Origin of the sequence: Mucilaginibacter sp. (genome assembly GCF_028288105.1) — a bacterium.
Classification (GTDB): Bacteria; Bacteroidota; Bacteroidia; order Sphingobacteriales; family Sphingobacteriaceae; genus Mucilaginibacter.
In genome coordinates this window covers 1-8,116 of the sequence record NZ_JAQBOI010000229.1, presented here as the reverse complement: position 1 = coordinate 8,116, position 8,116 = coordinate 1, and the positions used below count along the sequence as shown (strand labels likewise).

At 42.0% G+C, this 8,116-nt stretch carries 7 protein-coding genes; 5 read left to right on the top strand and 2 right to left on the bottom strand.

The features are described 5' to 3' along the window. The 3 genes from JWQ85_RS15640 to JWQ85_RS15630 all read left to right on the top strand — a co-directional run. Window positions 1–1,934 (top strand): outer membrane beta-barrel protein (locus JWQ85_RS15640; protein ID WP_299469618.1); only part of this gene is annotated, 1,934 nt, incomplete at its 5' end. A gap of 27 nt (window positions 1,935–1,961) precedes the next feature. Beyond that, the gene (locus JWQ85_RS15635) at window positions 1,962–2,390 is read left to right on the top strand and encodes a PH domain-containing protein (RefSeq protein WP_299469616.1); all 429 of its coding nucleotides are present in this window, start codon (window positions 1,962–1,964) and stop codon (window positions 2,388–2,390) included. Window positions 2,391–2,405: 15 nt separating this feature from the next. Then, complete coding sequence (locus JWQ85_RS15630; protein WP_299469614.1) at window positions 2,406–3,104, top strand: hypothetical protein; 699 nt, start codon at window positions 2,406–2,408, stop codon at window positions 3,102–3,104. Window positions 3,105–3,183: 79 nt separating this feature from the next. Here the strand turns inward: JWQ85_RS15630 and JWQ85_RS15625 are convergent, their stop codons facing one another. Together JWQ85_RS15625 and JWQ85_RS15620 are read right to left on the bottom strand one after the other, a co-directional pair. After that, the gene (locus JWQ85_RS15625; protein WP_299469612.1) at window positions 3,184–3,684 is read right to left on the bottom strand and encodes a peptidylprolyl isomerase; all 501 of its coding nucleotides are present in this window, start codon (window positions 3,682–3,684) and stop codon (window positions 3,184–3,186) included. A 79-nt stretch (window positions 3,685–3,763) separates the two neighbouring features. Then, the gene (locus JWQ85_RS15620; protein ID WP_299469610.1) at window positions 3,764–5,767 is read right to left on the bottom strand and encodes a thioredoxin domain-containing protein; all 2,004 of its coding nucleotides are present in this window, start codon (window positions 5,765–5,767) and stop codon (window positions 3,764–3,766) included. A 57-nt stretch (window positions 5,768–5,824) separates the two neighbouring features. On the opposite strand from JWQ85_RS15620, the gene JWQ85_RS15615 reads away from it, so the two are divergent. Both JWQ85_RS15615 and JWQ85_RS15610 read left to right on the top strand, forming a co-directional pair. Continuing rightward, window positions 5,825–6,268, top strand: coding sequence for a hypothetical protein (locus JWQ85_RS15615; RefSeq protein ID WP_299469608.1), 444 nt, complete (start codon window positions 5,825–5,827; stop codon window positions 6,266–6,268). 290 nt (window positions 6,269–6,558) lie between these two features. After that, window positions 6,559–8,116, top strand: a 1,558-nt coding sequence (locus JWQ85_RS15610; protein WP_299469606.1) for an ATP-dependent helicase, incomplete at its 3' end; no start/stop codon positions are given.

Sequence of the window (8,116 nt, the reverse complement as noted above, 5' to 3'; positions counted from 1 at the left end):
ATTCGTTTAACTTAGCTACGGGAGGCGGTGGTGGTGGCAGAGGCGGTCGTGGTGGTGGTGATGCCGGTGGTGGCATAAGCACAGCCAATGGTATTACCACTAATCGTTCTATAGGTTTTAACTACCGGAACGAATGGGGTAAAAAAATAACGGCTTACGGTAGTTATAGTTTTGCCGATAGGGACAAGCTTACTACCAGCACATCGCAACAGCAAAATATTTTCCAGAGTGGTGATATTATTAATAACGATAACAGCGTTGGGCGCAGCAACAATATTAATCACCGTTTTGATTTTAATATTGAGTATCGCATTGATACCGCAAACTACCTGAAAATAAACCCTAACTTTTCTTACAACTCATCAAACACAACCAATATAGATACCTTTAGCAATACACGTAAAAACACACGGATAAACGGTAATGAGCTGGCAATAACCAATGCATCATCGCCAAGTGGCGGGATAAGCGTTTTGTATAATCATAAATTTAAAAAGAAAGGGCGTAATTTCAGCATAAACACCGGCCTGAGTTTTTCAAAGAACACTCAGGACTTGGATGAGCAGTACATTACACAACCGCAAGACCCTACAGTACCACCCTACCAGCAAATCAACACGAATAACAATGCAATGCGGGGGAATGTGAGCCTAAGCTATACCGAGCCTATTGGCAAAACCACTTATCTGGAAGCTAATTACGCCTACAACTATTCAAAAACAGATAATAACCGCTACAACTATAAAGTTGACCCGGTTAGCGGCGCAGAAACTTATGTAGACTCGTTAAGTACTATTTATAATTATCAGTTTATTACCAACCGCTTTGGACTTAATATACGTGGGGTGCATACTAAATATAATTACACGTTGGGTATGGCGGTGCAACCGGCTACGTTAAACGGCGAATCGCATAATTTTGCTACATCTACCAATACTTTTAATTATATACCTACGGCAAGGTTTATTTATAATTTTAAAAAGAACCACTCCTTATCTATAAATTACTCGGGCACCAATAACCAGCCATCGTTTACGCAATTACAATTACAGCCAGATCTTTCGAACCCGCAAAACAGGGTGTATGGTAACCCCGACCTGAAACCTGAATTTAATAATAACATAAGCCTGCGATATAACCAGTTTGATATTGCCAGCGGTAATTCATTGTTTACCAACCTATCGTTCACCTCCACTCAAAATAAAATTGTGACCAGTTCGCAGCCGCTGATAATTCCAGGCAGTATAGACAGCACCAAGCAGGAAACCCGTTATTTAAATACCGACGGTTTTTATTCTGCAAACGGTAATTATGCTTTCTCAAAACCGTTTGCCAATCGTAAGTATACGGTAACCTTAAACGGTGGGGCAAACTTTAACAATAACATCAACTATTATAGAGGGGAACGCAACCTGGGCAAAAACTGGGTGTTTAACCAAGGTGCAAAACTACGGGTAGATCTTGACAGCCTGATGGATACCGAAATAAGCGGCAATTACAGTATTAACACTACCCGTTACAGCCAATCAGACATTAGTACAGATGCTAAAACCTGGACATTTGGGTTGGATGGCCGCAACTACTTTTTTAACAACCTGGTTTTGGGTTATAATCTTACCCAAACTATTAACCATGGTTTCAGCAGTACGGTTAAGGCCAACCCTACCCTGCTAAGCACTTATGTAGAATATCAATTCATGAAAAACCATTTGGCTGCGCTGCGTTTCCAGGCATTTGATATGTTTAATCAAAACACAGGCGTATCGCGCGTAGTTAGTGGTAACCAGATCATAGATACCCGTACCAACCGTTTGGGTAGGTACTTTATGCTTACATTTACCATGCGCCTGCAAAAATTTGCCGGCAAACAAGGTGGTGGCCGCAATGGCGGAGGTGGCAGGCGCGGTGGCGGTGGTGGTCGTCGTGGTAATTAATTTTAGGTTTTTATCTATCTTTATAAAATGATAACCGGGGATAAAGTTTACCCCTCAAAAAAGGGGTTTATTATATATGCTGTATTGGCTTTGCTCATCATAATTGAGATTAGCTACGTTTTTCATAGCCTTTATTTACCAGCCATACTTTGCCTGGGCTTAACAGGTGTAATTGTTTTCCCTATTGTGTTTAACACCTGCTATACCATAAGCAATAATATATTAAAGGTAAAGTGCGGCTTTTTACTAAACCGGTCAATCCCTATCGAGAGCATAAAAAAGATAGTCCCAACTAAAACCATATTTAGTGCGCCTGCTTTATCATTTGATAGGTTAGAGGTGTTTTATAACAAGTACGATTCGGTGGTTATCTCTCCCGAAAACCAAGACGATTTTATTGCCGACCTCCAAAACATAAACCCGGCCATTGAGTATATAAACAATGCCGATGAATAATTATAAAACCTTAAAATGCTAAAACGTTACTTACTGCTATTAACCGTTATTTTAATCGTAAACAATTGTTATGCCCAGGATACTCTTGAAATAAAGAGAAAAATATCCGGCGATGTTACAGAAGTTTTTAAAGTATTGGCCCGCGATGTAAATACAAGGCAGGGCTTATTTAGGGCTTTGTATAAAAACAAGATCCCTGTAGCCAGTGGCATGTTTGAAAACGACAAAAAAGTTGGCTTATGGAAATTTGCCGACCCAAAAGGCACCATAATTCAAACATATGATTACTCTACTAACAGGTTATTTTATGAAGCACCCGAAGACACTTCATCGCATCTGAGATATTTTGTAGATAAAACGCTTATGCCCGGCGATAAGGTTACCAAACCCATTAAAATAGGTGGAATTTATTATGGCTATTTACCTTATCTAACTTTATTTACCCTACCTAAAGAATATAAGGAAATTGACAGGGAACTTGTTACAGCCGTGGTTGAACTGCTGGTAAGCCCGGGTGGCCGCTTAGCCGATTTTAAAGTAAACTTAATAGCCGATCCAACGGGCAGGCCATTTAAAACTGTAAACATGAACATTAAACTGCCCGACCCGGCAGATGTTATATTTATCCCCGCCAAATTAAACGACGAGCCAATTGCCTGCCGTATCATTATACGGTGCGTTATCAATAGTCGTGGGCATCTTGATTATGAATAGATATTTTCTTGCTTGCCATTTTTAATAAAGATATAAACAAAAAGAGACGCGATGATCGCGTCTCTCCATAAGAATAATATTAATGATCATGATGACCATCCGGACCATGTGCATGGCCGTGTGACAATTCTTCGGGTGTTGCAGGGCGAACGTTTAATATTTCACCTTTAAAGTGCAATTCCTGGCCCGCCATTGGGTGGTTAAGGTCAACTATTACCGAATCTTCGGTAATTGATACAACCTGGCCCTGGAAACGGTTGCCATTGTTATCCTGTAAAGGTAAAACCTCGCCAATTTGCGGCATATCAGTTCCTTTAAACATATCTAAAGGCAGGTTAGCTACAGCTTCTTCATCAAACTCGCCATAACCTTCTGATGCAGTTATACGGAAATCATAAGTATCACCGGTTGAAAGGGTGCTTAATTCCTCTTCAAATTTTGGTATCATTTGCCCGGTGCCAAACAAAAAGGTTAATGGTTGCTCTTGTGTTGCGCTTTCCTGTAAGCCTTCTGTTCCGTCTTCTTTTTTAACATACAGATCGTATGTTAATGACACTACGTGTTGTGGTTGAATTTTCATCTAATGTTTGTTTTTAGGTTTGGAACTCCATCCTGGCGTTAACCGGGTTATCTCAATACCTGTTTATTTGTAAAAGGAATTAATTATTTATTTGTTTTAATGCGTCTGTGATATTGTAGGCCGGTAAGCTGCAGGTTTTATCCCTGCAAACAAATATCCGGGTATCATTGTTAAATTTTTCAGCCAGCAAAGGTAAACTTCCATCCTTACCACCCAACATAATTTTATTGGGAATGTAATTTTGTTCCATTTCAATACGCTTTGTTTCAGCATTGTTACCGGTTATGGCAACTTCATAAGTGCCAAAAACCTCATCAAGCAACAGCATTGTCCAGTTAGAGTATGCCGTGCTATACTTGGCCAAATGCGGAACAATGTTGCGCAGCAACTGTGCCGATACCTCCAGATAGCCTTCATTATCAAAAAATAGGCCCAACTTTTTCAGGTTACGCGCCATTACCGAGTTTGATGCCGGTATCACCCCATCCATAATTTCAGATTTACGGGCTATAAGCATTTCGTCGTTATCGGCAGTGTAATAGAACACGCCGCCTTCTTCATTATAGTAATGGGCAAGGGTATAATCGGCCAGTTTTTGGGCTTGTATCAGCCAGGCTTCATTAAAGGTTACTTCGTACAGGGAAATGAACGCGTCGATAACATTGGCATAGTCATCCAGGAAGGTAGCCACAGTACTTCCACCATCTTTTTTATAAACCCTTGATAGTTTAGCCCCGCTTAGCAGGCTATCCGTTATAAACCCGGCATTCTTTAGTGCCAGTTCTAAATATTCGGGTTTGTTAAATGCGCGGTAGGCTTCGCAAAGGCCTTTCAGCATTAAACCGTTCCACGATGCTAATATTTTATTATCCAGCCCCGGGCGTACGCGTTTACTGCGGGCGTCCAGTACTTTTTGGCGGGATGTGTTGATCCTGTTTACTAAATCATCTACCGATAGGCCCAGCTTTTCGGCAAGTTGAGCATCCTCCTCCCTGCGGAAGAATACGTTGGATCGCTCCTCTTCCCAGTTCCCATCTTCGGTAACGTGATAATAGATATTAAACAGGTCGGCATCATCGCCCAGAATCTCTTCTATCTCGTCTTTAGTAAAAATATAGAACTTACCCTCTTTGCCTTCGCTATCCGCATCCAGTGCCGAGTAAAAGCCATTTTCGGGCGATGTTAGTTCGCGGCCAATAAATGTAATTATCTCGTCAACAATGGTTTTATAAAGCGGATCGGGGTTCCAGGTGTAGGCCTCGGCATACAGGCTAACCAGTTGGCCGTTATCATACAGCATTTTTTCGAAATGCGGCACATGCCAAACACCATCCACCGCGTAGCGGGCAAAGCCCCCGCCAATATGATCATAGATCCCACCAAAAGCCATTTTCTTCAACGTTAGCTTTACATTTTCGGCAAGGCCTTCGTCCTTCATCAAATGGGCATATCTCATCAAAAACAGCGAATTGTTTGGCATGGGGAATTTTGGTGCGCCACCAAACCCACCTTCAACCGGGTCTATATAACGGCGCCAGGTGTTCATGATAACTTCCAGGTCGGCCTTGGTATACTCAGGTTGCTCTTTTACAAAAGCAACAGATTCGTATTGTTTAATACCCTCGGTTAAGCGTACGGCATAATCTTCCGCTTCTTCGGGTTTGGTTTTGTAGAAATCGGCCAGGTTAAACAGCAGGCTTGTCCAGTCGTTTTTACGAAAATAGGTGCCGCCATAAATAGGCCGCTGATCGGGCAGGCAGATACAATTTAACGGCCAGCCTCCTCTGCCGCTCATTAGCTGGATAGCGCTCATGTAGATCTGGTCGACATCGGGGCGTTCCTCGCGGTCAACTTTTATACAAACAAAGTATTCGTTCATAACGGCAGCCACGGCTTCATCCTCAAAACTTTCGTGCTCCATTACGTGGCACCAGTGGCAGGCCGAGTAGCCAATGCTCACCAATATCAGCTTATTCTCGTCCTTAGCCTTTTGCAAGGCTTCCGGGCCCCATGGGTACCAGTTAACCGGATTATTGGCATGCTGTAGTAAATATGGCGAGGTAGAGTTAGCGAGCTTGTTCATGTGGGTATGGATGTATCTAATTATAGAAAGAGCTAAATTGAGAATTGTTTTAAGGATGTGCAAACCAATAAAGTGCAAAGCATTATCTTCACAGCATTATTGCAAATGAATAACACTACCAAACTCAAAGCAGCAAAAACTATCATGTTTCTTGCCGCTGTATATAATATTTTCTGGGGGATAGTTATTTCGGCCTACCCGCAAATAATCCTTTTCGGTAATCCTCCTACCGATTTCCTACTTATCATTCTGCGTTGCGTGGGGATGCTGGTTGGCGTTTATGGCATTGCTTATTACTTTGCATCTAAAGATCCGGTAGCCTACTGGCCGCTGATACTGGTTGGTTTTATAGGCAAAGTACTGGGGCCAATAGGCTCGGTATATTATATCTGGTTAGGCAAGCTTGCGCCTTCCTTCTTTTGGGTGAACGTTTGGAACGATATGATCTGGCTGCTGCCGTTTGGGTGGATAATTTACCAGGCCATAAAAAAGCGGTTATAAAACCCTTTGGAAACGCCAATTTTGACCGTTCCCCTTTTTTGAAAAAACGGAACAAAAACTTACGAAATTAAGACACATGCAGGTCGTTTCAAGGCCGTTTTTATCCCTTTAAAAGTCGTTATATGGCGCCAATTTCGTCACCAAATTTTGCTTATAACGAAACATGCTTTTTCGCCGACGATTACCTAATCGTTAACAAGATTGGGTACGTGGAAAATTTCAGTTACCAATTTATTTAGCTTTCCCGCGCAAAACACTAATTTCGCAGAATAAGAAAAGAGGAACAGGATTTGGATTATTTAGAGGGGTTAAATCCCGAGCAAAAGGCCGCGGTATTACAAATAAAAGGCCCGGTAATGATTATTGCCGGTGCGGGTTCGGGTAAAACACGTGTTATTACTTACAGGGTTGCACACCTTATTCGCAGCGGTGTAGACAGCTTTAATATACTGGTACTTACGTTTACCAATAAGGCCGCCCGCGAAATGCGCGAGCGTATCAATCATATTTGTGGCCCCGAAGCCAAAAACATTTGGATGGGTACCTTCCACTCGGTTTTTGCCAAACTTTTACGGGTTGAGGCCACCAAAATTGGTTACCCAAGCAATTTTACCATATACGATACAGACGATAGCAAAAGCGTACTGCGTGCCATTTTAAAAGAAATGCAGCTGGACGATAAGCTGTACAGCGTAAATTTTGTACTAAACCGTATCTCCGCAGCAAAAAACAACCTGGTTGGCTGGCAGGAATATCAAAATAACGAGCAGATACAGGCCGACGATATTAGTAGCGGTCGTGCTATGTTGGGCAAGATCTACGAAACTTATGCACAGCGCTGTTACCGTGCCGGAGCTATGGATTTTGACGATTTGCTTTTTAAAACCAACGAACTACTAAAAAAACACCCCGAGGTACTGAACAAATATCAACAGAAATTTAAATACCTGATGGTAGATGAGTACCAGGATACCAACTTTTCGCAATACCTGATCGTTAAGCGCCTTGCTGCGGTTAACGAGAATATTTGTGTGGTGGGTGACGATGCACAGAGCATCTATGCTTTCCGTGGGGCCAATATCCAGAACATCCTTAATTTTGAAAAGGATTACCCCGACTTGAAGATATTTAAGCTGGAACAGAACTATCGTTCTACTCAGAATATTGTGAATGTTGCCAACAGTGTAATAGCCAACAATAAAGAACAGCTTAAAAAGAATGTTTTCTCTGAAAAAGAAACCGGCGACAAAATAAAAGTAATGCGTGCCTTCAGCGATAACGAGGAAGGTAAGCTGGTAGCCGATGCTATTATGCAACAGCGCAGCACCAACGGTTTAAAATGGCACGATTTCGCTATTCTTTACCGTACCAACGCGCAATCCCGATCTATGGAGGAGGCTTTGCGCAAGAATGGTATCCCGTATAAAATTTATGGGGGTCTATCTTTTTATCAGCGTAAAGAGATCAAAGACCTTATAGCCTACTTCCGCCTTACGTTTAACCCTAATGATGAGGAAGCGCTTAAACGCGTTATTAACTACCCAAAACGTGGAATTGGGGATACCACCGTAGATAGGATAATTGTAGCGGCTGATAAAAATGGCATTACACCTTTTGAGGTGATCATAGAAGCGAACAGATATGTTGAAAAAGCACCTGCATCATTAAATGCTTTCGCGGCTATGATACAGAGCTTCCAGGTGATCACCAAAAACCAGAGCGCTTACGAAGCCGCATTACATATTGCGCAACACTCCGGTTTGCTTAAAGATTTATATGAAGATAAATCTGTTGAGGGACTTAACCGTTACGAAAATATACAGGAGTTACTAAACGGGATAAAAGAGT